General features: G+C 65.1%; 28 protein-coding genes. 21 read left to right on the top strand and 7 right to left on the bottom strand.

The window, feature by feature from the left end; translation table 11 throughout:
• Positions 1-2: 2 nt before the first annotated feature.
• The gene (locus DT069_RS09430; protein ID WP_119460036.1) at positions 3-638 is read right to left on the bottom strand and encodes an XRE family transcriptional regulator; all 636 of its coding nucleotides are present in this window, start codon (positions 636-638) and stop codon (positions 3-5) included.
• Positions 639-774: 136 nt separating this feature from the next.
• The gene (locus DT069_RS09425) at positions 775-1,683 is read right to left on the bottom strand and encodes a YqaJ viral recombinase family protein (RefSeq protein ID WP_162913085.1); all 909 of its coding nucleotides are present in this window, start codon (positions 1,681-1,683) and stop codon (positions 775-777) included.
• Between the two features lie 452 nt (positions 1,684-2,135).
• Between DT069_RS09425 and DT069_RS09420 the strand changes: the two genes are divergently transcribed.
• From DT069_RS09420 to ruvB, 5 genes are read left to right on the top strand one after another with little or no spacing between them, the layout of a single operon-like run.
• Positions 2,136-2,897, top strand: a complete 762-nt coding sequence (locus DT069_RS09420) for a hypothetical protein (protein ID WP_425450123.1) — start codon at positions 2,136-2,138, stop codon at positions 2,895-2,897.
• 54 nt (positions 2,898-2,951) lie between these two features.
• Positions 2,952-3,377 (top strand): single-stranded DNA-binding protein, encoded by a 426-nt coding sequence (ssb, locus tag DT069_RS09415; RefSeq protein ID WP_119460034.1) that lies wholly within the window; start codon positions 2,952-2,954, stop codon positions 3,375-3,377.
• Positions 3,361-3,849, top strand: coding sequence for a hypothetical protein (locus DT069_RS09410; protein ID WP_162913084.1), 489 nt, complete (start codon positions 3,361-3,363; stop codon positions 3,847-3,849). Before ssb ends, DT069_RS09410 begins: the two co-directional genes overlap by 17 nt.
• 9 nt (positions 3,850-3,858) lie before the next feature.
• The gene (locus tag DT069_RS09405) at positions 3,859-4,170 is read left to right on the top strand and encodes a hypothetical protein (protein WP_119460032.1); all 312 of its coding nucleotides are present in this window, start codon (positions 3,859-3,861) and stop codon (positions 4,168-4,170) included.
• A gap of 21 nt (positions 4,171-4,191) precedes the next feature.
• On the top strand, positions 4,192-5,226 hold the full coding sequence (gene ruvB / locus DT069_RS09400) for a Holliday junction branch migration DNA helicase RuvB (RefSeq protein WP_119460031.1): 1,035 nt from the start codon (positions 4,192-4,194) through the stop codon (positions 5,224-5,226).
• Between the two features lie 2 nt (positions 5,227-5,228).
• Here the strand turns inward: ruvB and DT069_RS09395 are convergent, their stop codons facing one another.
• Positions 5,229-5,552, bottom strand: a complete 324-nt coding sequence (locus tag DT069_RS09395; protein ID WP_119460030.1) for a hypothetical protein — start codon at positions 5,550-5,552, stop codon at positions 5,229-5,231.
• Between the two features lie 348 nt (positions 5,553-5,900).
• Between DT069_RS09395 and DT069_RS09390 the strand changes: the two genes are divergently transcribed.
• The 6 genes from DT069_RS09390 to DT069_RS09365 all read left to right on the top strand — a co-directional run bounded on the left by DT069_RS09390 (position 5,901) and on the right by DT069_RS09365 (position 12,811).
• Positions 5,901-6,677: a Tll0287-like domain-containing protein gene (locus tag DT069_RS09390; protein ID WP_425450122.1), complete on the top strand. Its 777-nt coding sequence runs from the start codon at positions 5,901-5,903 to the stop codon at positions 6,675-6,677.
• A 10-nt stretch (positions 6,678-6,687) separates the two neighbouring features.
• On the top strand, positions 6,688-9,522 hold the full coding sequence (locus tag DT069_RS09385) for a response regulator (RefSeq protein ID WP_119460029.1): 2,835 nt from the start codon (positions 6,688-6,690) through the stop codon (positions 9,520-9,522).
• Positions 9,523-9,528: 6 nt separating this feature from the next.
• A complete protein-coding gene (locus tag DT069_RS09380; RefSeq protein ID WP_119460028.1) occupies positions 9,529-9,906 on the top strand; it encodes a response regulator in 378 nt (125 codons plus the stop codon).
• Positions 9,903-11,000 carry an adenylate/guanylate cyclase domain-containing protein gene (locus tag DT069_RS09375; protein WP_162913083.1) on the top strand — a complete coding sequence of 366 codons (1,098 nt, stop codon included), beginning with the start codon at positions 9,903-9,905 and terminating at the stop codon, positions 10,998-11,000. The genes DT069_RS09380 and DT069_RS09375 overlap by 4 nt, the downstream gene beginning before the upstream one ends.
• Positions 11,001-11,195: 195 nt before the next feature.
• Positions 11,196-11,573: a hypothetical protein gene (locus tag DT069_RS09370; RefSeq protein WP_162913082.1), complete on the top strand. Its 378-nt coding sequence runs from the start codon at positions 11,196-11,198 to the stop codon at positions 11,571-11,573.
• A 269-nt stretch (positions 11,574-11,842) separates the two neighbouring features.
• Complete coding sequence (locus tag DT069_RS09365) at positions 11,843-12,811, top strand: SDR family oxidoreductase (RefSeq protein WP_119460025.1); 969 nt, start codon at positions 11,843-11,845, stop codon at positions 12,809-12,811.
• Between the two features lie 47 nt (positions 12,812-12,858).
• On the opposite strand, the gene DT069_RS09360 is transcribed toward DT069_RS09365, so the two are convergent.
• The 4 genes from DT069_RS09360 to DT069_RS09345 all read right to left on the bottom strand — a co-directional run bounded on the left by DT069_RS09360 (position 12,859) and on the right by DT069_RS09345 (position 15,069).
• Positions 12,859-13,371, bottom strand: a complete 513-nt coding sequence (locus DT069_RS09360; RefSeq protein ID WP_425450121.1) for a COG4315 family predicted lipoprotein — start codon at positions 13,369-13,371, stop codon at positions 12,859-12,861.
• 195 nt (positions 13,372-13,566) lie between these two features.
• Positions 13,567-13,863 carry a hypothetical protein gene (locus DT069_RS09355; RefSeq protein WP_119460024.1) on the bottom strand — a complete coding sequence of 99 codons (297 nt, stop codon included), beginning with the start codon at positions 13,861-13,863 and terminating at the stop codon, positions 13,567-13,569.
• Between the two features lie 132 nt (positions 13,864-13,995).
• Positions 13,996-14,313, bottom strand: a complete 318-nt coding sequence (gene sugE, locus DT069_RS09350) for a quaternary ammonium compound efflux SMR transporter SugE (RefSeq protein WP_119460023.1) — start codon at positions 14,311-14,313, stop codon at positions 13,996-13,998.
• Between the two features lie 15 nt (positions 14,314-14,328).
• A complete protein-coding gene (locus DT069_RS09345; RefSeq protein WP_119460022.1) occupies positions 14,329-15,069 on the bottom strand; it encodes a 3-oxoacyl-ACP reductase family protein in 741 nt (246 codons plus the stop codon).
• A 101-nt stretch (positions 15,070-15,170) separates the two neighbouring features.
• Here DT069_RS09345 and DT069_RS09340 point away from each other — a divergent pair, with 101 nt between their 5' ends.
• From DT069_RS09340 to DT069_RS24590, 10 genes are all read left to right on the top strand, one after another.
• Positions 15,171-15,788, top strand: a complete 618-nt coding sequence (locus DT069_RS09340; RefSeq protein ID WP_119460021.1) for a TetR/AcrR family transcriptional regulator — start codon at positions 15,171-15,173, stop codon at positions 15,786-15,788.
• 117 nt (positions 15,789-15,905) lie between these two features.
• Positions 15,906-17,069 carry an ABC transporter substrate-binding protein gene (locus DT069_RS09335; RefSeq protein ID WP_119460020.1) on the top strand — a complete coding sequence of 388 codons (1,164 nt, stop codon included), beginning with the start codon at positions 15,906-15,908 and terminating at the stop codon, positions 17,067-17,069.
• Between the two features lie 181 nt (positions 17,070-17,250).
• Entirely contained in the window at positions 17,251-18,174 is a 924-nt protein-coding gene (locus DT069_RS09330; protein WP_119460019.1) for a branched-chain amino acid ABC transporter permease, read from the top strand.
• Positions 18,167-19,189, top strand: a complete 1,023-nt coding sequence (locus DT069_RS09325) for a branched-chain amino acid ABC transporter permease (RefSeq protein ID WP_119460018.1) — start codon at positions 18,167-18,169, stop codon at positions 19,187-19,189. The genes DT069_RS09330 and DT069_RS09325 overlap by 8 nt, the downstream gene beginning before the upstream one ends.
• The gene (locus DT069_RS09320; protein ID WP_425450120.1) at positions 19,152-19,934 is read left to right on the top strand and encodes an ABC transporter ATP-binding protein; all 783 of its coding nucleotides are present in this window, start codon (positions 19,152-19,154) and stop codon (positions 19,932-19,934) included. The genes DT069_RS09325 and DT069_RS09320 overlap by 38 nt, the downstream gene beginning before the upstream one ends.
• Positions 19,934-20,638 (top strand): ABC transporter ATP-binding protein, encoded by a 705-nt coding sequence (locus DT069_RS09315; protein WP_119460017.1) that lies wholly within the window; start codon positions 19,934-19,936, stop codon positions 20,636-20,638. Before DT069_RS09320 ends, DT069_RS09315 begins: the two co-directional genes overlap by 1 nt.
• 21 nt (positions 20,639-20,659) lie before the next feature.
• On the top strand, positions 20,660-21,526 hold the full coding sequence (locus DT069_RS09310) for an alpha/beta hydrolase (protein WP_119460016.1): 867 nt from the start codon (positions 20,660-20,662) through the stop codon (positions 21,524-21,526).
• Positions 21,527-21,936: 410 nt separating this feature from the next.
• On the top strand, positions 21,937-22,719 hold the full coding sequence (locus tag DT069_RS09305) for a glycosyltransferase family protein (protein WP_162913081.1): 783 nt from the start codon (positions 21,937-21,939) through the stop codon (positions 22,717-22,719).
• Between the two features lie 300 nt (positions 22,720-23,019).
• The gene (locus tag DT069_RS09300; RefSeq protein ID WP_119460141.1) at positions 23,020-23,223 is read left to right on the top strand and encodes a cold-shock protein; all 204 of its coding nucleotides are present in this window, start codon (positions 23,020-23,022) and stop codon (positions 23,221-23,223) included.
• Between the two features lie 336 nt (positions 23,224-23,559).
• Positions 23,560-23,730 carry a hypothetical protein gene (locus DT069_RS24590; RefSeq protein ID WP_162913080.1) on the top strand — a complete coding sequence of 57 codons (171 nt, stop codon included), beginning with the start codon at positions 23,560-23,562 and terminating at the stop codon, positions 23,728-23,730.
• The last annotated feature ends 203 nt before the right edge of the window (positions 23,731-23,933 follow it).

Here is a 23,933-nt window from a genome sequence, read left to right as displayed (position 1 = left end):
CCTCAGTGATAGAGCGACCGGGTGACGTGGATCGCGACGCCGGCGACCGTTGCGCCGTCATGGGCGATCGGGCAGCAGGTGGAGTCCGTGCTGGTCGGCACGAGATAGGGGGGGAAGTAGCGGTATCCGCACACCATGCTGCCGTCGATCGCGACGATCAGATCGCCCTGACGGGGCGGCAGCAGATCGATGGGTTCGACGACGATCTGATCCTCCGGCAACAGCCCGCCGGCATTCATGTGGTGCGACGTGATCTGAAGGCCGAAGGCGCAGGGCGACGGCCGCTGCTCGATCGCGATGCATTGGCCGTTGTCGCGCAATGCCTCATGGATGAAGTCCTTCACCTGGGCGTGTTTCAGGGTCAGGAGGGTCCGGACCTGCTCCGGCATCAGAATCGGAATCCGGCAGACCTCGGTGTTGGGGCCGTCGGACAGGAAGCGTGGCTCGCGTCCGGCCGCCCAGGCTAGACGCCCGATCGTTTCAGCGCTGGGAAGACTGGCCGTTTCCGGATTGCGGAGAAAGCGCGTCAGGTTCGTCGGCGTCACCTCCGCATAGCGCGCCCAGGCGGCGGCGCTCCAGCCGCGCTCCTCCATGACACCGGAAATCCATCGGAACAGGGCTTCCCGAACGCGCTCCATGATACTCCCCCTTCGCGGCCGCTGCGCTGCGGAAGAGAGTACGGCTGTTCTGCGAATTCGCAAGAAATATTATCGAAGACTAACGCAAATAGGTCGATTTGCTGCTAGTTCGCAGAAATTCTTCGTTCCATCCCCGCTATTCGGCCGCCTCGACCGTCCACTGCGGCATCCAGGGCTCGGCCTTGTCGAGATATTTCTTCGGTGGGCAGCCGAATCGCAGCGACAGCTTGCCGTCCTTCGCGCGGGTCAGGAACAGGCCCTGCGACGGCATCGTGCCGTCCTCTGCGGATCCGCGCAGAAACGCGACTCGGGCGTCCTCGGGCATCAGGGCCTTCAACTCGGCCTCCGCCTCCCGGAAGGCGAGCATGCTGGTCCGGTGATCGATGAGCATGCCGCCGAAGGAGGCGAACTCGTTGTGGAACGACATGTCCAGCACGCGCAGCTGCTCGAACCGCGGCGCTTCGATCGGAAGGGGATCGCTCGGCTCGACGTCGTTCTCGACATGCCACCAGAACGCCCGCAACGTCTCCAGCAGCGTCGCCGAGTCGGCTGCGCTGGAGGGCACCCGGATGATCGAATAGCTGCCGGGCCGAAGGATCGACAGCACGGCCTGCGCGAGACCGGTCACCAGCATCTGGTGCTGGAGCTGCCAGTAATATTGCTCCGCCAAATCCTCGTCGGTCTTGTAGCCGCCGTGGAACTTGGCCTCCAGGATGGTGTCGGCAGCCTCGTCATAGTGGCCGCTCGGCTCGAACCAGGTCAGGAAATCGAGGTGGGCGACGATGAACGCATGCTCCGGATGGGCATAGGTGCGGTCGCCGGCGGGATAGCAGCCGATCCCGGTCTTCTGAGTATAGAACCGGGCGTGAAGCGACTCGGTGGCGACGCCGATCTGCACCGACGGAACGAAGTCGAGGTTGGGCGGCGCGCTGCGCCCGGTCTTCTCCCGCCACAGCTCGCTCCAGCGGCCCGCCATGAGGCGTGGAGCATCGGACGATCCGAGCTTACCGGTCCGTAAAGCCCGCTGTTCACCGGAAATCGCCATCACGCCCCTCCCAAGCCGCCCCTGAACCCTCGTAAGCGGCCCGGGCAATAACTCATGTCGCTGCAAATGTGCATCATTTGTTCCCAGTATAGCGAAGGCGTCGGCGCATGGAACTGCATAATTGCATCTTCCGAGCTTTGAACCGTGGAGCCCTGCCTTGAAACGGCACGGCCGCATCCCACTTCCCGTTCATCCGAACCCTCCTGAAGCACCCGGAAAACCGGGCATTTCGACGATTACCGAGTCGCAAAGTTCTCTTTTCGTTCTTGCAAGCTGCGAAAATGCAGCTATGATGGTTAATGAACGCTGCCAGGAGAGGCGAAAACGCAGCTATGCGGCGATGATGCCGCTCCCTTTTGGACCAGCGGAATTTGGGCCAGTGCAATCGAGACGGGCAACGGCGCCGTCCCTTGCCCCAAGGGACTTTGTCCTGGCCAGGAGGAGAGCCACCCATGGTGAAAGCAACGAAGACCGCTCCCGCTTCTTCCGCTTCCGGGTCCGCCGCGACCGATAATGCGGTGCCCGACAATCTCGCGCTTTGGAACCGGCTGAAGCGGACGGACCCCAAGGCGACCAAGCCGTTCACCCGCTCGGGCGGCTTCCGCGGCACTCAGATCGACCCGACCTGGCGCCTGCAGATGATGACCGAAGTGTTCGGTCCGATCGGCAAGGGCTGGGGCTACGAGCAGCTCGAATGGACGATTGCCGAGCGGATGATCTTCATCTGCGTGCGCGTCTGGTACGTCCATCCGGAAACCGGCGAGACGCTCTATACCGGCCCGCAATGGGGCGGCACGGAGATGGTGCGGCGGCGGCGCGACGGGATGGAGGCGCCGGACGACGAGTGCTTCAAGATGTCGATCACCGACGCCGTCGGAAAGTGCCTGCTGCAGATCGGCCTCGCTGCCGACATCTATATGGGCCAGTTCGACGATTCGAAGTACCGGATGGAGTCCGAGGCCTATTTCACGGCCAAGAGCAATCCCGACACCCAGCCGGCCGCGATCGAGAAGTTCGAGCAGGATATCAAGACCCGGCTGGCGGAGATCACCGATCTGGACGGCCTCGACGAGCTGTGGCGCAGCGGCGTGAGTGCCCGCCTGCGCGACATCGGGCTGGTCGACAAGGCCGCGCAGAACCGGATCGTCACCTTCTTCTCGCAGAAGAAGGCGGAGCTCCTGAAGCAGGACGAACACGCGTCGCAGGCGGCTTAAGGGCCGCCTGCCGAGAGACAATTCTTCGAGAAGCAATTCGCAAGGAAGACTGTCATGTACCAACGTTTCATCGGTGTCGGCCGCCTGGGTCGCGATCCGGAGGTCTCGACCATTCCGAGCGGCACCAAGCTGGCGACCCTGAGGCTCGCCACCTCCGAATATGTGAAGGGCGAGGAGCGCACCGAATGGCACCGCGTCGTCGTCTGGGACGAGAAGCTGATCGAGGTGCTTGAGCGGCGCGCCCGCAAGGGCACGCTCCTCGCCGTCGAAGGCCAAGTCCGAACCCGGAAATGGCAGAAGGAGGGCCGGGACATTCTGAGCACCGAGATCGTCCTCGACCGCTTCAACAGCCGACTCCAGATCCTGGCCGGCGCGAAGACCGAGGCGGACGCGGAAGACTCCGCCGACGAGACTGCCGGTCGAGCGCCGACGCAAGCCTACGGCACAGAGCTGGAGCTGGAAGATGAGCTCCCGTTCTAGACAGGTCCGCAAGGCACGGCCCATCGCTCCCTCTCCCCTTGTGGGAGAGGGACTTGACGCTTCGCTTCCGGCAGACGAGCCCTCCGGGACAGCGCCGTTTCGGCCGCTTGATGCCGTCACTGCCGAGATTCGGCGTTTCGACAGGCGACCGGTCGATCTCCATGCCGTCGAGTCCGGCGAGCGTGACGGCGGTGCCTCGCCGAGCGGGCTGCTGACGCGGCGCGCCTGGGAAGCGGACCTGACGGATCTCTATGGCGAGATACCGAGCTGGTACGGGTCCAGCCTCGAACGCGATCGCCAGTTTGCCCGCTGGGTGCAGGCCGAGGCGAAGAACTTGGCGATGCGGCTCGAACGCCTGCTCGATACCGAAGGGGAATCGACGCTGGCGCCACAGACCCGCGCGATTGCCGAGGCCCTGTGGGCGGATGCCGATTGGGCCCGCTATCGCCTTGACGGAAGTCTGGATGATTAGGGATTGACCATGACCATTGAACAACTGCAGGCGCGGCTTCGAGACGTCCACGCCCGGATCGGATTCGAAGGTCGCTTCTCCTTCACCATCAACCAGGAAGAGCCGGAGCCGAGATGCTATCTCACGCACTGGTTCCGCTCGTCGCACTACGCCTTCGAGGACTGTCGGGCGGTTGGCCTCGGCACGGTCGAGGAGTGTCTTGCGGCGCTTGATCGCTATGCCGACGGCTATCGGCGGCGCCCGACTCAGGAGGAGGTCGGCCGGACCTTGGGCGTGATTCCCGATCTGCCCGCCGGACGCTTCAAGGTTGCGGCCGAGTAACCCGCCCAGGCAGCAGACAGCATGCTGGAGGACCGCGTGATGGCCCCCGATCACCAATCCGGGGACCAAACGGATGAGGCCGGAGTCGATCGGGCTCTGCGTCCGCTCAGCCTGGCCGATTTCGTCGGCCAGCGCCAGGCGCGCGGGAATCTGCGCGTCTTCATCGATGCGGCAAGGGCACGCGGCGAGGCCCTGGACCATGTTCTGCTGTTCGGCCCGCCCGGCCTGGGCAAGACCACGCTCGCCCGCATCATCAGCCGCGAACTGGGCGTTACCTTCCGGTCGGCGGCCGCGCCGGCGATCGTCAAGGCGGGCGATCTTGCGGCGCTCCTGACGAATCTTCAGGCACATGACGTTCTGTTCATCGACGAGATCCATCGCCTGAACCCGGCGGTCGAGGAGATTCTCTATTCCGCGATGGAGGACTTCCGGTTGGATTTGATGATCGGAGAGGGCCCCGCGGCGCGCTCGATCCGCATCGAGCTTCCGCCCTTCACGCTGGTCGGCGCAACCACCCGCTCGGGCCTGATCACCCGACCGCTGCGCGAGCGGTTCGGCATTCCCCTGCGCCTGCAATTCTACGAGCAGGACGAGCTGGAGCTGATCGTGAATCGGGCCGCGCGGCTGCTGGCGTTGGAGATCGACACGGACGGCGCTGCGGAAATCGCGCGCCGGGCTCGCGGCACGCCGCGGATCGCCGGCCGGCTTCTACGCCGTGTGCGGGATTTCGTTGAGGTCGCCGACGCCGGGCGGATCGATGCTGCGACCGCCGACGCGGCACTGAGCCGGCTGGAAGTGGACCGTCTCGGCTTCGACGCGATGGACCGGCGCTATCTGACCCTCGTGGCCGAGAACTATGGCGGCGGCCCGGTCGGTGTCGAGACGCTGGCCGCGGCGCTCGGCGAGCAGCGGGACGTGCTGGAGGAGGTGATCGAGCCCTATCTGATCCAGCAGGGCCTGCTGCAACGGACGCTACGCGGGCGAACGCTGGCGGACAAGGGCTATCGCTATCTGGGCCTCGCACCGGCGCGCGAGCTCGAACTGGTCGAGGCCTGAGTTCAGAACGGCATGGGGTCGTTGGAGGGGGGAAAGGCCCGGCGCCGCGCCACATCGCGCGCCGCCTTCACGGCGTCGTAGCGAGCGCGATACTTGCCAACGAACCCCTTCTCGCATGCGCGCTGAAAGCGCTGCGAATGGCTCTCGAAACTGTCGTCTGGTCGAACCCAGCTTACATAATGAACGCCGGTTCGCGGGTCGGTCCGCAGATACCGCCCCACGCCGCGCTCGCTCCGGACCCACTGCCCCGGCTGAAGCGTCAGCGCGCCGCGCGCGAGGAGCAGCTTGGTCTGGTCGGTCAACTCGATCGTCGGGAAATACTGCATCGTCGTCTCATCCGGTTACCTGCCCGTGGCCCCATGGCGCGGCCACGGCGTGCGCAGCCGATCGCTTGCGGCCGCGCCGAAAGCGGCGCGGTGGAGGCCTGGGGGACAGCAGAAATATGGGGATAAACGCTAAATTTTCAACGGGTTGGCGTTATTATGCATCCCGCTGTCGGGGTGCGGGATGGCGCTGCCGGTCTCAACTTCGCCATCGGCATTGGGGCCAAATCGCCATCGTCACCCGGCATGATCGCGGGCGCGTCGACGTTCCGTGGCGATTGCCTTCCGCGGGATAGAGGCGCAAGATCTGCCGAGCGGCCGGGGCGCACTATTCCGTTGACGGAGGTGCCTGTGAGTTTTCCTGGCATTCGGTCCACTTGGCTCGCCTGCGGCTTCGCTCTCTGCTGCTCGATCTTCGGCGGCGCATGGAGCTTCACGGGCAGCTTGTCCGCAGCGCAAAATGATGACACCGAAATTGCGCTCACACTCGCGACCATGCTGAGTGCGGCCCGTACGGTGATTTCGAGCAACCAGGACCTGATCAACGATCCCGATATCGCTGATAAGGGATTGACGGGTGATGTCGTCGTCGCCCGGGCAATGGCGATCTTCCGAAAGCAGACCGGGACCGATCCAGCCGCCCTCGACGCGAACACGCGTCGAGGGCGGCTTCTCAATGCCCAGATGGAGGCGATCGCCGAGGTGGTGGACGCTCATCAGGACGTTATCAACGCGCCGGGTGTGGGCTTCAAAGGCTTCGTGCCGGCCGTGTTCGGACGTCTCGTGAACGAGGCCTTCGAGAAGAAGATGGGCCATGAGGTGCATGTGAAGGTGACGGCGCCGCCGGAGCTTATCCGCAACCGAAAGGCACGCCCCGACCGGTGGGAGACCGAGATCATCAAGACGAAGCTCCTGTCGGAGGACTGGCCGAGAAAGCAGCCATTCTCGACGATGGTCGAAAAGAATGGCCGTGACGCCTTCCGGATCATGGTGCCCGAGTATTACACCGCCGGCTGCCTGACCTGCCATGGCGAGCCGAGGGGTGAGATCGACATCACCGGCTATCCCAAGGAGGGAGGCAGCCTGGGAGATCTGGGAGGTGCCATCAGCATCACGCTGTTCCATTGAGTGAGCGACGATGTCCTACAGCTTGCGTGACCGCTTGGGACGGCTCGGCAACGTCCCGTTGACCTTATCCGTGCCGTCACTGTCGATCCCGGGCCGCCTCGTTCTTGTCTCGGCGATCCTGCTCGGGTTTCTCCTTGCCTCGAACCTCTATCTGAGCGAGCGCCTGGCGCGCAACGCGGACGCGCTCGCGGAGCAGGCACGCATCGTGTCGCTGCTGACGACGGCAAACGCCGCCAGCAAGGCGTTCGGCGACCTGAAATACTGGTTGACCGACCTCGCGGTCAGTCTCCTGGAGCGCTCGGAGCAGCAGGCAAGACAAGCGCAGAGCCGGTTGGATGGCCGACTCGTCGTCCTGCAGGAGGACTATCCCGAGACTGTCGCCATCCTGCGCGACGAGGTTGCCGCCCTGATGCGGCAGGCGTTGGCTGCCGTCGATGCCTACACGGCCGATCAACGCGTCGTGGGGAACGCCCTGATGGCACAGGGACGCAGCCACATCGAACGAGTCGACGAACAGCTTGCGGAGCTAGTCAACAGGCTGGAATTAGGCGCGTTCGAGGAGCGCGACCTTGCCCTACGGCAGGCGCAGCGCGCTTCGAAGATCTCGATGATCTTTGTCGGAGTCGCCGCTGTTCTGAGCATATTGCTGACGGTAGTGGTGCTGCGTTCGATCACCGTGCCTCTGCGGCAGCTGATGACTGCCATGTCGGCGATTACGGACGGCAATCTCGCCGTCCCAATCCCACGGCCGGGCCATGACGAGATCGGTGCGATGGCGCGCACGCTCGCACTGTTTCGGGACAGCCTGGTCGAGCGCGACAGGCTTGCCGCCGAGCGGCAGATCGCGAGAGAGGCGCAGCAGCGGAGCCAGGTGCAGCTGTCGGAGGCTATCGAAGCAATTACCGAAGGCTTTGCGTTATACGATGCCGACGATCGCCTGGTGATCTGCAACCGCAGATACCGCGAACTGTATGAGGCGCTGGACGTTCCCATTACGCCCGGCACGAGCTTCCACTCGATCCTTACGGCGGCGATCGAGCGAGGGCTGATCGTAACGCCGCCCGGTCGGGCAAAGAACTGGGTGGCGGAGCGGCTGAAGCGGCACCGCCACCCGTCCGGCCCGTTCGAGCAGCGGCGATCGGATGGTCGATGGCTGAAGATCAGCGAGCGGCAGACGGCGGAAGGCGGCATCGTCGGCGTCTTCACCGACATCACCGAGTTGAAAACACGTCAGGCGCAGCTCAGCGAACTGGTGGCTAGTCTCGCGGAGGCACGCGACGAGGCCATGCAGGCGACCCAGGCCAAAAGCCAGTTCCTGGCCAACATGAGCCACGAGCTCCGGACTCCGTTGAATGCGGTCATCGGCATCGCCGAGATGCTGCTCGAAGACGCTGTGGATATGGGGCAGGACGATCTCATCGAGCCGCTTCAGCGCATTTCGAGGGCGGGCAAGCATCTGCTCGACCTAATCAACGATATTCTCGATCTGTCGAAGATCGAAGCGGGAAAGCTCGAGCTCCATCCGGAGAACCTCGATGTCGGAACGCTGATCCAGGAGGCCGCCGCGACGGTCCAGCCCTTGGCCGAAAGGAACGGGAACAGGCTCGTGATTCGCTGTCAGGACGATATCGACGGCATGTATGCGGATCTGACGCGCGTTCGGCAGATCGTCCTCAATCTGCTGAGCAATGCCTGCAAGTTCACTGAAAACGGATCCGTCACGCTGGAGGCGTCGCGGTCGATGTCCGAAACCGGAGACTGGATCACCATCGCCGTCTCGGACACCGGAATCGGCATGACCGACGAGCATCTCGGCCGGTTGTTCCAGGAATTCACCCAGGCCGATAGCACGACGACGCGGAAATATGGCGGGACGGGCCTCGGCCTCGTCATCACGCGCCACCTCTGCCAGAGGATGGGCGGAGCGATCGACGTCGCCAGCCGGCCGGGCGCCGGCTCGACCTTCACCGTCCGGCTCCCCGCCCGACAGGAAACGCAACCCGCGACGCTGTCGGACGCCGTTGCCTCGGCTCACGCCGAGGCGGTCAGAGCCGGTGGCGACAAGATTTCCGGCGAGGCCGGACGACGAAACACGGTTCTGGTGATCGACGATGATGCGACGGTGCGCCACCTGATGCAGCGCTTCCTGGTCAAGGAGGGCTTCGACGTGCTCACCGCCAAGGACGGCGAGGAGGGGTTGCGGCTGGCGCGGGCCGTCAACCCGACGATCATCACGCTGGATGTTCTGATGCCCGGCATGGACGGATGGCGGGTCATCCAGGAGATCAAATCCGACCCCCAGCTCGCCGGCATTCCCGTGGTGATGGTGACGATCGTCGACGAACGCAACAAGGGCTATGCGCTCGGGGCCGCCGAGTATCTTGTCAAGCCGATCGACCGGGTCCGGCTGCGTGAGCTCCTGCGGCGATATCGGGACACGGCGGACGGTCAGCAGGTCCTGATCGTAGAGGACGACCATCCGACACGCGCATTGCTGCGCCGAACGATCAAGGCGGAGGGATGGCGTGTCATGGAGGCCGAAAATGGGCGGGCGGCCCTGGCCCGATTGAGCGAAGTCCGGCCCGACCTGATTCTGCTGGATTTGGTCATGCCGGAAATGGACGGCTTCCAGTTTCTCGTGGAGCTGAGGAAAGATCCCGACTTGAGAGGCATACCGGTAGTCGTGATCACGGCAGCGGACCTCACCGAGGAGGACCATCGGCAGCTCTCGGGCGCCGTCGAGCGCGTGGTTCAGAAGAGTGCCGGGAGCCGTGACGACCTCCTCGGCGAGCTTCGCGGACTCTTGGGCCGCTATGTCGGCCAAGACGGTGGAAGTAACGGGTGAGCAGCCATGGCCAAGATCCTCTACGTCGAAGACAACGAGGATAACGTCTACATGCTCACGACCCGGCTCCGCCGTAAGGGCTATGAGGTGGTGGTCGCGACCGACGGCGAGCAGGGTGTTGCCGCGGCAGGCTCCGGGACGCCGTCGCTCATCCTGATGGACCTCAGCCTTCCCGTTCTGGACGGGTGGGAGGCGGCAAGGCGCATCAAGGCCGCGCCGGAGACGTCCGCCATTCCGATCATCGCCTTGTCGGCTCACGCCATGGCCGGAGATCGCGAGCGGGCGCTGGCGGCGGGGTGCGACGATTTCGATACGAAGCCGATCGATTTCCGGCGGCTGCTCGAAAAGATACAGCTATTGCTTGGCGAAAAGGCGACCTCGTGACCGGGGTCGGGGAAAACATCCTTGTTGTCGACGATAACGAGGACAACCGCTATACGCTGATCCGCCGTTTGCGGCGTGAGGGCTATACGGAGCTGGCCGAGGCGACGAACGGGCGTGATGCCCTCGACATGCTCGCCGCGCGGCGCTTCGACCTGATCCTCCTTGATATCGCGATGCCCGAGATGAATGGCTATGATGTGCTGGAGCATGTCAAGACCGACATGGCGCTTCGGGACATTCCCGTGATCATGATCTCGGCGGTCGATGAACTGGACAGCGTCGTGCGCTGCATCCAGCTTGGCGCGGAGGATTATCTGTCCAAGCCGTTCAACGCGACCTTGCTTAAGGCTCGTGTCCGCGCCTGTCTGGAGAAGAAGCGGTTGCGCGACCTGGAAGCCTCGCATCTGAAGGCCTTGGATGCCGAAAGGCGGCGGGCCGACGCCCTGTTGCATGCGGTCCTGCCGTCCGGCGCGGTCAAGGAGCTGAAGGCATCCAATGCCGTGGTTCCGCGACGGTATGAGGGTGTCGCCGTGCTGTTCTGCGACATCGTCGACTTCACGCCCTATTGCGATCGGAACCCGCCGGAACAGGTCGTGTCGGAGCTGCAGGCGCTGGTCGATCGGTTCGAGCGGATTGTCGACGGGCGCGGCATGGAAAAGATCAAGACGATCGGCGACGCCTTTCTCGCGACCGCGGGACTGCTTCGCGATGTCGAGGAGCCGGTGCTGGCGTCCGTTTCCTGCGGCCTGGACATGATCGCCGCTGCCGCTGCCGTTACGCCGCATTGGCAGCTGCGCGTCGGCATTCACCAAGGACCCGTGGTCGCCGGCATCATCGGCCACCGGCAGTATCTCTTCGATCTGTGGGGCGATACCGTCAACACGGCGGCACGCCTGGTCAGCAAGGCGAGGCCGGGCGCCGTTGTCCTGACGAGCTCGACATGGCTGCAGGTGCGGGATCGCTGCAGCGCGAAAAGCCACGGTTTCGTAGACATAAAGGGCAAGGGGCCGATCGAGCTGATCGAATGTCGAGGCATCCTCGAACGGTCCGGTCCGGCGGTGGAATTCGGCAACCCGATGCCGATCGAAACCTGACCGGAGCCGCAAGCTACCGTTAGCGAGGGGAAGCCGGGACTGTGAACGAGGTCATAGCGCCGCTTCGGCACGTCGGCAACAATCTGTAACAAGATGTGATTCGCCGCAGTCGGGGGCCCTGCGATATGTCTCTGAATGAACTGTGCCGGCAAGCTGGCGATAGCTTGAACAAGGCTCGGACCTTTCGGAGGAAAGATGGCAAGAACAGTGGCCCGTTTCACGGCGGCTGACGAAGCCGTCATAACATCGATCTCGGCGCGCCTGAGGGCGCAGGCCTTTGTCATCGAGCACGATGCATCGGCTGACCCCGACTGCTACTGGATCTGCCGGGAGCGATCGATCAACCCGACCTGGGTCCTCCTTCGGACCGAGGACGGCCTCTATCAGCTCCGCGATGATCTGCTCTGCATCGAGCGCCAAGGCGAGAGCCTGCTGGAGATTCTACCCGCGGCCTGGATATCCAATGTCGAGATGCCGGCTCGTAGCGCGGTGATCGAACTCCGGACGGGGAATGTGGATCGCATGCCCGACTCCCTGGAGCAGGCGATGTCCGGCTCCGGGGCGCATCACTAAGTCGAACCGCGGCCGTTAGGTGCTCTCAACGGGTCAACGCCGCGCGGATCCTTTCCTTGGCGCTGACCATATGGCGACGCATGGTCTCACTGGCCGCAGCATGGTCGCGCGCCGGCAACTCGATGATCTCCCATGCTCGTGCTTCGAGCGTTCACCCAGTTCCTCTTTGACAACCGGCTCGTCGATCGGCGCGGGAACATTCTCGGTCGGGCACGGTTGTCGGTTCTATCCAGGCTGTCCGCCGACACCGAGCCGACGGAGACGTTCCCATGCGTAGCCTCTGCGACGCGAATGTGGTCATCACCGGCGCCTCCAGCGGCATCGGACGCGCGACGGCGCACGCCTTCGCCCGGCAGGGCGCCCACGTTGCGCTTGCGGCCCGGCGCGAGGCGCCGCTCCGCGAGCTTGCGGACGCCTGCGGCGCCTGGAGCGTGCGGGCGATCGCCGTTCCCACCGACGTAACCCGGCCCGATGAGGTCGAGCGCCTGGCGCGAACCGCCGCGGGCGCCTTCGGACCGATCGATATATGGGTCAACAACGCCGGCGTCGGTGCGGTCGGCCTGTTCACCGACACGCCGATCGCAGCGCACCGGCGCGTGGTCGAGACCAATCTCCTCGGCTATATTCACGGTGCGCACGCGGCCCTGCCGCACTTCTTCGCCCAGGGGCACGGTGTCCTGATCAACACGATCTCGCTCGGCGCCTGGGTGCCGGCGCCGTACGCGGCGGCCTATGCGGCCGGCAAATGGGGCCTGCGCGGCTTATCCGAGAGCTTGGAGGCGGAACTCGTCGATTGGCCGGACATCCACGTGTGCGACGTGTTTCCATCCTTCATGAACACGCCCGGAATCCGGCACGGCGCCAACTATACGGGCCGCGTGCTGAAGCCGGCGCCGCCGGTCTATGATCCCCAGGCAGTGGCCGATACGATCGTCAGGCTGGCGCAGCGGCCACGGCGCGCGGCGACGGTGGGCGTGCCGGCGAGACTGGCCCACCTCGGCGGCACCGTGGCGCCTCGCCTGGCGGGATGGGTCGCGATGCGTGTGATGCAGTTTTATTTCCGCCGAGCCGAGGAGGCCCCGGTGACGGACGGCAATCTGTTCGAGCCGATGCCACACGGAACCGGGATTCACGGCGGCTGGCGTTCCCAGAACCGGCCGCTGCTCTTTGCCGGGCTTGCTCTCGCCGGTGCCGCCGCCGGCGCCCTGGTGCCGGCGGTCCGCAGATTGAGGCGGTAAGTCGGCACCACGGCACCGAGCTCAACATCGGCGCCGCGGCGTGTCGGTCACTGCTGCGACGACTCTTCGTGGCCTCCTTCATGGATCGGCTCGCCCTCGGGCGAGACGAGATACCATTCGGCGCCGAAGCCTTTGACGTCCTGCCCGGTCGTCTCGCCCGGGCCCTTATCCTTCACGAAATAATAGAGCGGCCAGCCGTTGTAGGTGACCTGCATCGCGCCGTCCTTCCGCTCGGTGGTCCCGAGCAGGCCTTCTTGCGCTCGTTGTCCCGCCGCGGGCTCGCCCGCTGTCAGCAGCGGCGGCCACGCTTCAGCGCAGGCGTCATAGCAGGTGCTGTTTCCCTCGCTATCGGCCTCGAACATATAAAGGGCGCGGCCGTCCGTGTCGGCGATGTACGGACCGTACTCCTGCGCCTCGGCCACCTCCAGCTCGGCTTGGTCGGCCGCCTGGGCGAGAGCGGCATGGGCGAGCAGGGCGAGCGCAGAGCCCGCAGCGAGCAACCCGAGCATCAGCGGCCGTGCGACGTCTCGTTCTTGAGCTTTCGTGACGACCTGCTTCATCACTTCCTCCTCCGGACTACTGGGTTGGACGCATATATGAACAAAACCGCCCAGCCTTCGGGCGGTTCCCGAGCGGCTGATCGATCAACAGATCCCGTCACGCCGCCAAAGCCTGGTGGGCTTCTCTTGCTTGGAAGGCGCTCCGGCCCAGCGGCTTAAGGTTAGGGGCCGGAGGTTGGCGGCCGGTCGTTCAGATCATCCCTGCGGACGCTCCGAGTCGAGGTCGACGACGATATCGCGGACCAGCGGATCATGCGGCACGAGCGCCGTCTTCTGATCGTCGGCCCAGGCTGCAACCTGCACGACGGTTGCCCGCTGGCTGCCGCTGTCGGTCCCCAGCGGCTCCAACACGCTGAGGCCCTCCGTATCCGCATAGAAGGTGTGGTCGCCGAACTGATTCTTGAGCGTGTCCATCGCGGGGTTGTCCTCGGCGATCGGCTCCGCTCCAAGCTGGCGTTCAATGCTATCGATCTGCTGGGCTGAGAGTTTCATGACGGCCCGTCCTTTTCTGGATCGTGGGGTGAGCGAAGGGTCGCCTCCCTTCCTCTCAATCCGACCTAATCAGTATTGCGTCGGTTGCAACCCGGATCGTGGTCCTCGTCGGGTATGCCGCCGTTTTGCGCGTCATCCCTCGACGACCTTCAGGCCGATGATGCCGACCAGGATCAGCGTAAGGAAGCCGAGCCGGAGCGGCGAGGCATCTTCACCGAGCGCGACGATGCCGGCGATTGCCACGCCGAGCGCGCCGACGCCGACCCAGACGGCGTAGGCCGTGCCCACCGGCAGGCTCTTCAGCGCGGTCGACAGCATGAAGAAGCTTACCGCGGCGGCAGTGATGCCGATGACGCTGGGCCAGAACCGCGTGAAGCCGTCCGTGTATTTCAGAGCGATGGCCCAGACGATCTCCAGCAGACCGGCACCGACGAGAATGGCCCAAGCCATGGCTCTTCTCCGATATCAGGCCGCATATCCGCCGTCGACGGCGATCGATGCGCCGGTGACGAAGCGCCCGCCCGGTCCGGCGAGATGAGCGACCATGGCGGCGACGTCGTCGGCGCTGCCGTAATGCCCTACGGCCATGAAGCTTCGCTGAGCCTCCGCATCCGGGCCATCGGCCGGATTCATGTCCGTGTCCGTGGAACCGGGATCGACCACGTTGACGGTGATGCCGCGCGCGCCGACGTCACGGGCGAGTCCCTTGGTGAACCCGATGAGCGCCGATTTGCTCATGGCATAGAGGCTGACCCCCGGATGCGGCACCCGCTGCGCGAGGCAGGAGCCAATCGAGATGATGCGCCCGCCGGCTTCCATATGGCGCAATGCGGACTGGGAGGCGACGAAAACGGCACGCACATGGATCGCGAGCGTTCGGTCGATCTCCTCGACGGTCACGGCCTCGGGCGGCCCGAAGGGGAAGATGCCGGCATTGTTGACGAGAATGTCGAACCGGCCGAACTCGGCTGCCGTCCGCTCCACGGCGGCTGTGACGGCGTCCGGATCGACGCTGTCGGCCGCGATCGCGAGGCCGCGCCGGCCGGCCGCCTCGATCTCCGCGACGATGGTGCGCGCCTTGTCCGCGGCGCTCACATAGGTCAGCGCCACATCGGCGCCGTCCTGCGCCAGCCGCTTGGCGATCGCCGCGCCGATCCCGCGGCTGCCTCCGGTCACCAGCGCCACCTTGCCTGTAAGCTCCGACATGTCGATCTCCTTTTATGTACCGATTGGTACGTAATGGCTAATCGGCTTGTGAATGGAGGTCAAGCGATTTATTTTCTGATCGGTACAGAAAGGATCGGAGGATGGCCGAACGGGGACGCCCGCGCAGCTTCGACCGGGCCGCCGCCTTGCAGCGGGCCATGCAGGTCTTCTGGGAACGCGGCTATGAGGGCGCATCGCTCGGCGACCTCACGGCGGCGATGGGCATCAACAGGCCGAGCCTCTACGCCGCTTTCGGCTGCAAGGAGGCGCTGTTCCGCGAGGCCGTGGCGCTCTACAACGATATCGAAGGCGTGGCGACGGAGCGTGCCTTGCGTGAGCAGCCGACGGCGCGTGCGGCCGTCGAGGCGATGTTGCGCGGCAATGCGGATGCCTATGCGGCGCCGGAAAAACCCGGCGGCTGCATGATCGTGCTCGCTGGGGCGCTCGGCACGCCGGAGAACGAGGCGGTACGCAATCATCTCGCCGAGTGCCGGCGGGATGGGCTCGATGCGCTTCGCCGCCGGCTGGAGCGCGGCGTCGCCGAGGGCGATCTGCCGCCCGGCACCGATACGGCCGCGCTCGCCGCCTTCTACACGACCGTGCTCCAGGGCCTCTCCATTCAGGCCCGCGACGGCGCCTCGCGCGCGACGCTGGCGGAAATCATCGACTGCGCCATGGCCGCCTGGGATACGCTGGCTAAGCCGCGAACAAAGGTCTGAGTTCGCCACGCGGACTTTGTCAAAGCCCACCTCGCCCCGTATAAATGGCCCTGCAATAAGCAATATACGGGCGGCCGGTTCGGTCACCCGCAACGGCAGGGGAGGGAGACCAGGCCCATGCGACTGACATTAACCGCGATGGCGGCGGCCATCGCGCTTGCGACCGTGCCTGCGGCGGCGGAGCCGGTCAGGATCGGCATGATCACCACGCTTTCGGGCGGCGGCAGCGCGCTCGGGATCGACATTCGCGACGGGTTCGAGCTGGCGGTGAAGCTCCGCGGCGGAGAGCTGGGCGGCGTGCCGGTCGAGCTGACCATCGCCGACGACGCGCGCGAGCCGCAGAACGCGACCCAGATCGCCGAACGCATGCTGCAGCAGGACAAGGTCCAGATCATGACCGGCATCGTCTGGTCGAATCTGGCGCTGGCGGTGGTGCCCAAGGTGGTCCGCGCGGATGTGTTCTATATCAGCCCCAATGCCGGGCCGTCGCAGCTTGCTGGGCGCCAGTGCCACCCGAACTATTTCAATGTCGCCTGGCAGAACGATAATCTGCACGAGGCGGTCGGCCAGTACGTGCGGGACCAGGGCTACGATAATGTCTATCTGCTCGCCCCGAACTATCCGGCGGGCAAGGATTCCATTGCTGGCTTCAAGCGCTTCTATGACGGCGGCATCGCGGGCGAAACCTATACCAAGCTCGGCCAGCTCGACTACGCCGCTGAAATCGCGCAGATCCGGGCGGCCAAGCCGGATGCGGTGTTTTTCTTCCTGCCCGGCGGCATGGGGATCAACTTCATCAAGCAGTACGATCAGGCCGGCCTCAAGAGCGAAATCCCGCTGTTCGGGCCGGGCTTCTCCTTCGATCAGGCGATCCTGGGCGCCGTCGGCAAGGCGGCGGTCGGCGCGATCAACAGCTCGCAGTGGAACCGCGACCTCGACAATGAGGCCAACCGCACCTTCGTCACCGAGTTCGAGAAGGCTTATGGCCGGCTGCCCTCGCTCTATGCCAGCCAGGGCTACGACGCGGCGCTGCTGATCGACTCGGCGATCCGCGTGGTCGATGGCGACCTGTCGGATGCCGACGCGTTCCGGGCCGCGCTCAAGAAGGCGGAGTTCGATTCGGTCCGCGGCGCCTTCGCGTTCGGCGCCAACAACCACCCGGTGCAGGCGATCTATGTCCGTGAGGTCGTGACCGACGAGCAGGGGCGCACGGTCAACAAGGTGCTGGCGAAGGCGTTCGAGAGTCACAAGGACGCCTACACCGACGAGTGCAGCATGTGAGTTGTGTCGCCTAGCTCCTCCTCACCCTCCCGCTGACGCGGGTCGCTCTCTCTCCCCGCCCGCCGGCTTCGCCGGCTACTAAGGCTACTAATCAGAATCGCGGGCGAAGCCCGCAGGCGGGGAGAGGGTCGGGGTGAGGGGTGTGCCAGCGCTCTAGCATCAGGCACCTAAAAGCAAAGCCATGCCCACCCTTCTCGTTCTCGAGCAGATCCTGAACGGCCTGCAGCTCGGCTTTACCCTGTTCCTGATGGCGGCCGGGCTGACGCTGGTATTCGGCATCATGGGGCTGATTAATCTGGCCCATGGCTCGCTCTACATGATCGGCGCGTTCGTCGCGGCGAGCGTGACCGGGGCGACCGGCAGCTTCCTGCTCGGTCTGCTGGCGGCAGTGCCGGCGGCAGCGCTGGTCGGCGTCGCGATCGAGATGATCGCGCTGCGCCGGCTCTATGACCGCGACCATCTCGACCAGGTGCTGGCGACCTTCGGGCTGATTCTGTTCCTCAACGAGCTGGCGTCGATCCTGTGGGGCGCGCGTCCGCTGTTCATGGACGTGCCATCCTGGCTCGCCGGCACGGTCGAGATTCTGCCGGGCGTGCCTTATCCGGCCTACCGGCTGGCGATGATCCTCGTCGGCGCGCTGGTCGCGGTGCTGCTTTATCTGCTGATCGCGCACACCCGTCTCGGCATGCTGATCCGTGCCGGAGCCACCAACCGTGCCATGGTCGGCGCGCTCGGCATCAATGTTGCGCGACTCTATACGCTCGTCTTCGCGCTCGGGGCCGGGCTTGCGGCGCTGGCCGGCGTGATGGCGGGGCCGATCCTGTCGGTGCAGGTCGGCATGGGGGAGCAGATCCTGATCTTGACCTTCGTTGTGGTCGTCATAGGCGGACTCGGCTCGATCAAGGGCGCGCTGGTCGGGGCGTTGCTGGTGGGGCTGGTCGACACGCTCGGGCGTGTGTTCCTGCCGGTGCTGCTGCGTATCGTGCTGCCGCCCGCCAATGCGGATTCCGTCGGCGCGTCGCTCGCCTCGATGGCGATCTACATCTTGATGGCGGTGGTGCTCGCCTGGCGCCCGAACGGCCTGTTCGGGAGGGCGCATGCTTGATTCGGCGGCCGGATCCCGCCGGTTGGGGCGGCCGACGCGGGCCGGGCTGGTGACGCTGGCCGGCCTTGTCCTGCTGGCGCTGCTGCCGCCGGCGATGCTGGCGCTCGATCAGCCCTTCTACATCAGCCTCGGCACCCGGGTGGTGATCTATGCCATCGCGGCGGTCAGCCTCGACCTGATCCTCGGCTATGGCGGCCTGGTCAGCTTCGGGCACGGGGCCTTCGTCGGGGCTGGCGCCTATGTCGTCGGCATCCTGTTCGTCCATGCCCAGGACGGCTCGCCGGTGCTGAGCTGGCCGGTCGCGATCGCCGGCAGCGAGGCGGCGCTGGTGGCATGGCCGGCGGCGGTGGTCGTCTCGGCGCTGCTGGCTCTCGCCATCGGGGCGATCTGCCTGCGCACGCGCGGCGTCGCCTTCATCATGATCACGCTCGCCTTCGCGCAGATGCTGTTCTTCCTGTTCGTCTCGCTGCCGCGCTATGGCGGCGAGGACGGCATCAGCCTCTGGTGGCGCAACACGCTGCCGGGCGTCGATCTCGGCGACGACGTCTGGTTCTATTATCTGTGCCTGGCGCTGCTCGTCGGCTTTACCCTGCTGTGCCGCCGACTGGTCGGCAGCCGGTTCGGCCGGGTCCTGCGCGCGGCGAAGGAGAACGAGCGCCGGCTGCGCGCCCTCGGCGTCGCACCTTATCCTTACCAGCTCACCGCCTTCGTCATCGCCGGCGCCGGCGCCGGCCTCGCCGGCGCGCTGCTCGCCAACCAGACCGGCTTCGTCAGCCCCAGCCCGCTGCACTGGACGAGTTCGGGCGAGATCATGGTGATGGTGATTCTGGGCGGCCTCGGTACCCTGGTCGGGCCGATCCTGGGCGCCGCGGCGCTGCTGGTGCTGGAGGAGACGCTCTCGACCTATACGTCCCATTGGGGCCTGGTGCTGGGGCCGATCCTGATCCTGGTGGTCCTCACCGCCAAGCGAGGCTTGTATGGCTGGCTTGCGGGTCGAGATCGAGGCGATGGCTGACCCGCTGCTGCAGGCGCAGGGCCTGGTGAAGCGCTTCGGCGCGCTCACCGCCTCAGATCGGCTGTCGCTCGGGGTCGAGGTGGGCGAGCTGCATGCGCTGATCGGTCCGAACGGGGCCGGAAAGACCACGGCGATCGCCCAACTCGCCGGCGAGCTGAACCCGGATCAAGGCGCGATTCGATTCGCCGGGCAGGACGTCACCAATCTGCCGATCGAGCGGCGCTGCCGGCTGGGGCTGACCCGCTCTTATCAGATCACGAGTCTGTTCCGCGGCTTCACGGCGCTCGAGAATGTGGCGCTGGCGGTGCAGGCCCGTGCCGGCCACAGCTTCCGGTTCTGGCGGCCGGCCGGTCGCGACCGTCGACTGATCGAGCCGGCGGAGGCACTGCTCGACCGTCTCGGGCTCGGCGGGCGGGCCGGGATCCGCGCCGCCGATCTCGCGCATGGCGAGCAGCGCCAGCTCGAAATCGCCATGGCGCTGGCGACCGGTCCCCGGCTGCTGCTGCTCGACGAGCCGATGGCCGGCATGGGACCGGAGGAAAGCCGGGCGATGGTCGCGCTGCTGTCGCGGCTCAAGGGTGAGGTCTCGATCCTGCTGGTCGAGCACGACATGGACGCGGTGTTCGCGCTCGCCGACCGGGTGACGGTTCTGGTCTATGGCCGGGCGATCGCCACCGGCACGCCGGCCGCTATCCGCGCCGACCCGAACGTCCGCGCCGCCTATCTTGGCGAGGAGGGGGCGTGATGCTGGAGGTGGTCGGGCTCGAGGCCGGCTATGACACCAGTCAAGTCCTGTTCGGCGTCGATCTGGCGATCGGCTCGGGCGAGGTGGTCACCCTGCTCGGCCGCAACGGCATGGGCAAGACCACGACGGTGCGCGCCGTCATGGGTCTGCTCCGGCCGTCCGGCGGTCGCATTGTCTTCGAAGGGCAGCCGCTCACGGGATTGCCTAGCCACCGCATTGCGCGTGCCGGTCTGGGACTCGTTCCCGAGGGCCGGCAGATCTTCCCCACGCTCACCGTGTGGGAGAATCTGGTCGCGACGGCTGTCAACCGTGGCGCCAACCGGGACGCGCCCTGGAGCACGGATCGCGTGTTCGAGCTGTTTCCCGGCCTTGCCGTGCGTCGCGCACATCTCGGACAGGCGCTGTCGGGCGGCGAGCAGCAGATGCTCGCCATCGGGCGTGCCTTGATGACCAATCCCCGTCTGCTGATCCTCGACGAGGCGACGGAAGGGCTGGCGCCGCTGATCCGGGCCGAGATCTGGGACTGCATCGCCCGTCTCAAGGCGATCGGCCAGTCGATCCTGATCATCGACAAGAACCTGGATGCGTTGAGCCGTCTCGCTGACCGCCACTACGTTCTGGAAAAGGGGCGCGTGGCGTGGTCGGGCAGTTCGGCCGCGCTGGCTGCGGAACCGGCAATCATGCACCGCTATCTGGGTGTCTGAGCCGACAGGAAGCAGTGAAGGATGACCGCCCCCCACGATCCCCTTTGGCGTGAGGCCCAATACAATGCTCGCGCTGCCGTGCCGGACCACCCGGCGATCTTCGCGCGTTGGGCGGAGCGCAGCGCTGCCGCCCGCGCCGAGGGCGGCGGGCGTGCCCTGTTGGACCTTGCTTACGGCAGCGGGCCGAACGAGACCCTGGACCTGTTCCGTCCGGAATCGGCAAGGGCGCCGCTGCATATGTTCCTGCATGGCGGCTACTGGCAGGCGCTGGATAAGAAGGATTTCAGCTTCATCGCGCCGCCGCTGGTCGAAGCGGGAATCGCCGCGGCGGTCGTCAACTACGCCCTGTGTCCGGCGGTGCGGGTCGGCGATATCGTCGAGCAGATGCGCCGCGCGCTCGCCTGGATCTGGCGCGAGGCGGCGACGCTGGGCGTCGATCGCGACCGCATCCATCTGTCGGGCCATTCCGCGGGCGGGCAGCTTGTCGCGATGATGATGGCGACCGATTGGCCGCGGCACGCGTCCGATCTGCCCGCCGACCTAGTGAAGAGCGGCTTGTCGATCAGCGGCGTGTTCGAACTGGAGCCGCTGATCGGCACCTCGATCAACGCGAAGCTCGGTCTCGCTGCCGACGAGGCACGGGCGGCGAGTCCGATCTTCGTCGAGCCGGCGACCGCGGCGCCCCTGGTCCTTGCGGTCGGCGGTCGGGAGAGTTCCGAATTTCATCGGCAGAGCGAGACGTTCGGCGAACGCTGGTCGGCCTTTGGCACGCCGGTTCGGCACATGCCGCTACCCGATCGCAACCATATGACGGCCTGCGAAGCGTTGGCCGAACCCGATCACGACCTGTTCCGGGCCGCGGTCGAGTTGGCGTCGGGAGGTAGCTAGACCCGGCGATGCCTGCAAACAAGAAATCATGGTTAATTTAATATAATTCCATGGAACCAGGCGTCTTGTGCCGAGGGCTCGACTGGCATCGGTCGATCTACTACTTTTTGTGAATGCCAACTCGACGCGGTGATCTGCGTACATTTACTGGCATGTTACCTGATCGCCGAAGCCAGTACACCGGATGGGGCCGGGCCATGGTGAAAATCAACGTATTTTTAGAGTCTGCAAGTCATCTCCGACAGGACCGAAGAGCAGGGCTTCTGGCCTTTTATCAGTCGCTCGAGAAGGCTGGCGAAAACGTCGACTTGGTCACCACGGCTCAATACGCTCCCTGCGATATCGCCGTGATCTATGGGTGCCCGAAGGAGGGAAATAAGACAAAGGAGACACGGCGGAACATCTGTGCGGTGCATGATGGCACGCTCATCGTGCTGGAAACCCCGTTCCTGGGCCGGCGGATCTCTCGAACTGACAAGGGCGTCCGGGCGTTCCTTCGCCGGCTGGGCAACAAGCGGGCCGTCGTCGACGTTCTGACTCACTTCCGGGTCGGCCTGAACGGCCCATTCTATAACACGGCGGATTTCTGCAACGCCGGCGCGCCTTCTGATCGCTGGGAAGATCTGCGGCGCGAGTTCGATCTCGAGCTGAAGCCCTTTCGCGTCACAGGATCCCACATCCTGATCGTCGGCCAGATCCCGAACGATGCGTCGCTCCAGGGCGCCGACATCGTCGCATGGATGGCCTCCACGATCCACGCGGTGAAGCAAAAGACGGACCGGCCGATCGTCGTGCGTCCGCATCCCGGCACGCGACCGATCGACCTCAAGCGGATGATGCGGTCGTTGTCGGATGACCGGCAGGTCCGTATCGACCTTCCCCCGACGGGGACGATTCACGATGCTCTGACCGATTGCTGGGCCTGCGTGACCTACTCCTCCAGCTCGGCCGTGGACGCGCTGCTGATGGGCATTCCCGCAATCGCGATCTCACCGGCCAGCATCGCCTGGCCCGTCACCGATCACGATCTCGACGCGGTCGAAGATCCGACCCTGTATCCGCGCGAGCAGTGGCTCTACGACCTCTGCTACGCCCAGTGGTCCCCGGAAGAGATCGCTAGCGGTGTCGTGTGGTCGCGGTTGCGGGACAAAGCCTATCACTATCTCGCGCAGTCCAAAGTCGACGCGGCCTGACGCGTCGGTGGCTGTGGTGCTGGTGTTCTGCCGCTAACGCTTGAGCTCTAAGCCTCGGCGTGGACGGGGCCAGCAACTTTGAACCAGTGCCCAAGTAGGTTACTGGCTCTCCCCAAGGAAGATCGGAGTTGCGGTTGGACGTGAGTTGCTCCATATAACGGCTGTGGATTTTTGCTTCATTTCTTCCCGAATCTCTTGCCGACCTGTCGTCTGGCTCTTCAAGATATTCATGAGGCCGAAAACTGCATGATGCCGCGCGATGTCCGCGGGGCGGTTTCTATTCATGTCAAGGAGGCCATCATGGCTGTCGGAACTGTTAAATTCTTCAACAACCAGAAAGGCTTCGGCTTTATCCAGCCGGAGGACGGCTCGAAGGACGTGTTCGTCCATATCAGCGCCGTCGAGCGTGCTGGCATGCAGAGCCTGAACGAGGGGCAGAAGGTGAAGTTCGAGGTAGTGAACGAGCGCGGCAAGCTCGCGGCCGACAATCTCGAGACGGTCTGACCCGCCGTTGGGCACTGGTGCCCCGGCGAAGTAATGCCGGACGGCAGCCTCTAGGCTGCCGTCCATCTTTCGGATGCAACCCCTTCTTGAAGGCCGCCGTCATTTCGCGCGGCGCGGACCGCTGATATTGCGGGATCGTTTTCCGGGTTGAACCATCACCATTAATGACTGCTCGCGCGGTCTTAGCGCCATTCGCTCGCCAAGGTCGGCGGGGCCTTCCATGGGACCTTCCGGTGGGTTGGCTCGGCGCGCTGGTTTGAGGTGAGGGCCAGCGCGGCAACGGCGCAACGTTCATCGATAGCGTTAAGAGTATTCGTAAGGAGGGTTTAGAAGCCGGTGGCACGACGACCGAACTACGGCCAGGAGCGAGCCGAACGAAACCGGAAGAAGGCGGCCCGCAAGGCGGACAAGCTGGCAGCGAAGGACGAGAAGGCCATGAAGGCCAAGCTCGAACGGGCTGGCGGCGATCAGACGTCCAACGAAACCTCAGGGGAAAGCCAGTCGTGAGCGCGGGTGCGGTCACGCTCACCGTGATAGCCGCGTAAGGGCTGATTCCCCGCGGGGAAAATCCGCTATCTGATCTTCAATCTATCCACGGGCGGGGCTCGTCGCTTCCCATGCGACCCGCCTGCCGATCCTCCTGTGAGTGCGAAGCTGGAGGCTCAATCACGGGAACACCGCTTCCATCGCCGTAGCGATGCATATGGCCG

This window comes from Virgifigura deserti (assembly GCA_003576685.1).
GTDB classification, from domain to species: domain Bacteria; phylum Pseudomonadota; class Alphaproteobacteria; order Dongiales; family Dongiaceae; genus Virgifigura; species Virgifigura deserti.
The sequence above is the reverse complement of the archived record's forward strand: the minus strand, read 5'-3'. Positions and strand labels throughout refer to the sequence as shown.